General features: G+C 63.1%; 4 protein-coding genes. 2 read left to right on the plus strand and 2 right to left on the minus strand.

Annotation, left to right across the window (positions count from 1 at the left end):
• Positions 1–372: transposase (locus ACH2EI_RS16380; RefSeq protein WP_395160801.1), on the plus strand; the 372-nt coding region annotated here is incomplete at its 5' end.
• Between the two features lie 222 nt (positions 373–594).
• Positions 595–1,053 carry a nuclear transport factor 2 family protein gene (locus tag ACH2EI_RS16385; RefSeq protein WP_395160803.1) on the plus strand — a complete coding sequence of 153 codons (459 nt, stop codon included), beginning with the start codon at positions 595–597 and terminating at the stop codon, positions 1,051–1,053.
• Positions 1,054–1,438: 385 nt separating this feature from the next.
• Here ACH2EI_RS16385 and ACH2EI_RS16390 read toward each other — a convergent pair whose 3' ends face one another.
• On the minus strand, positions 1,439–1,771 hold the full coding sequence (locus tag ACH2EI_RS16390) for a type II toxin-antitoxin system PemK/MazF family toxin (protein WP_395160805.1): 333 nt from the start codon (positions 1,769–1,771) through the stop codon (positions 1,439–1,441).
• A partial coding sequence (locus ACH2EI_RS16395) for an antitoxin MazE family protein (protein ID WP_395160807.1) occupies positions 1,768–1,947 on the minus strand: 180 nt, incomplete at its 5' end. The genes ACH2EI_RS16395 and ACH2EI_RS16390, both read right to left, overlap by 4 nt.

Here is a 1,947-nt window from a genome sequence, read left to right on the forward strand (position 1 = left end):
ATCACGAACTACCCCGACCTGACCGCGATCGAGGCCGACCGGTTCCACCGCAACCACGCCATAGTCGAACTCGTCATCCGCGAACTCAAAAACGGAGGAGCTACTCACATCCCCTCCGGGCACTACGCAGCGAACGCCGCATGGTTCGCGTGCGCGGTCATTGCCCACAATCTCGCCCGCTGGACCGTCACCGTCGGCGCACACGAACCCGTCAACACCCGAACCCTGCGCGTCCGGATCATCGCGGTCCCCGCCGTCGCGGTGAACCGATCCGGCCGACGCACACTTCGTTTCCCGAGCCGTTGGCCATGGCGCGACGACTTCACCACCATGCTCACGAACCTGCGCGCCTTGCCCGGCCCCGCCGGCTGACACACCGCCCAGCGGTCCGACGCGCCGCAGAACCTGACCCAGCGTCACGAACCCTCGAAGACCCCCGAACCCGGTTCAACACGCCCCAAACCCGGTTCAACACCACCGACAACCCGCTCGCTCCACACCCACCACCATCAGCGGCCCCAAGACCCCACGCGGTGGATTCAGGCTCAGGAGCAACCACTCGCCATCTCCACTGTGCGCCGCTACGGTTTGGTGATGCGATTCCGCCGCAAAGACTGGGACGTCCAGATGCCCGCCGCACTCGTTGCGTACTGGACAGCGTGGTACGAGTCCGATCTCGATCGAGTCCGAACTCACCTTGCCTCTGCAGTGACCTCGGACGTTGAGTGGAACGATCCACGCGATTCCTTCGTCGGCATCGATGAACTCGAAGCTGCAGTACGTCGCCTCCGAACATCGAAGCCTGACTACGTCTTCACGATCGCGTCCGAGATCGATCAACACCACGATCGACTCAGATACCGATGGAACATGACCCGCAAGAATCGTACGCTCATGGAAGGACTCGACGTCGTTACTGTCGAACCGTCCACCGGCCTCCTCGCGCGCGTCGACGGCTTCTTCGGCCATCCAACACCCATCGCTGATTTGGATAGCGGGATCCCACAACAGCTCCAACCGATCCCGCCAGCAGCGACGTCCAGCGGCTCGTAGCTGGGCCGCTGCAGCCCACTCGATCAGCGCATATCAGCGACGCTCGTCGAGGCCGGCACCCGTCCGCTATCTCTAGACGTATCTCTAGTCCGATTTGGGGTGTCCACGACGTAGTCGACGGAGACTTGGGTTGCGTCGTGGACGCGTTATCTGGAGTGTGTCCTCGACGTAGACGATGTGGCTGGCCACACCATTCCAAGCCCGCTTGCGGGTGAGTCACTCACGGCTAAGCGGCCCTCGTGATACGTCCTACGTCCCGAAGGGTCCGCTGGATTCCGATTGCGCCCAGACCTTCACTGGCGTCAGGCCAGGCGGTCATCGAGCATGTCCCTGCGGTCGGTGCTCGGCTGGCCACACGAGAATGTTCGGCTCGCAAGGTGGTCGGTCAGGGGGTAGCGAGTCCGAGGAACACGACGATGGAACGGCCGAGTCTTGCCAGATCGTCGTCGGACAACTGACCGATCCGTTCGCCGAGCTCGGAGCGCGGCATGCTGGTGATCTTGTCGACCATCAGTCGGCTCGGTTGTCGGATTCCTGTTGTCGCATCGGCCTCGACCGGTAGCCGAAACAGAGGAGCATCGGTTTCGTCAGTGGTGAACGCACAGATCGTGACGGACGCAGTTGCGTCGAAAAGGTCATCTTGGACAATGACGACCGGTCGTGGTTTGCCGGCGTAACCGCTGCCGGCAGGAGCGGTCCAGATCTCGCCGCGTTTCACTCGTCATCGCCGAGTGCGTCGATGAAGGCTTGGTCATCGGCCTCGATGCCGCTGGCCGCGACGGCGACGGACTGCTCATGCGCTTGTTGGGCGAACTGGGGTGATCGGACGTCGGGCACCCAGAACTGGACTGGGCGCAAGCCCTGTGCCCGGAGCCGCTCTCGATGAGCGCGAAC

Origin of the sequence: Ilumatobacter sp. (assembly GCF_041688325.1) — a bacterium.
GTDB lineage: Bacteria > Actinomycetota > Acidimicrobiia > Acidimicrobiales > Ilumatobacteraceae > Ilumatobacter_A.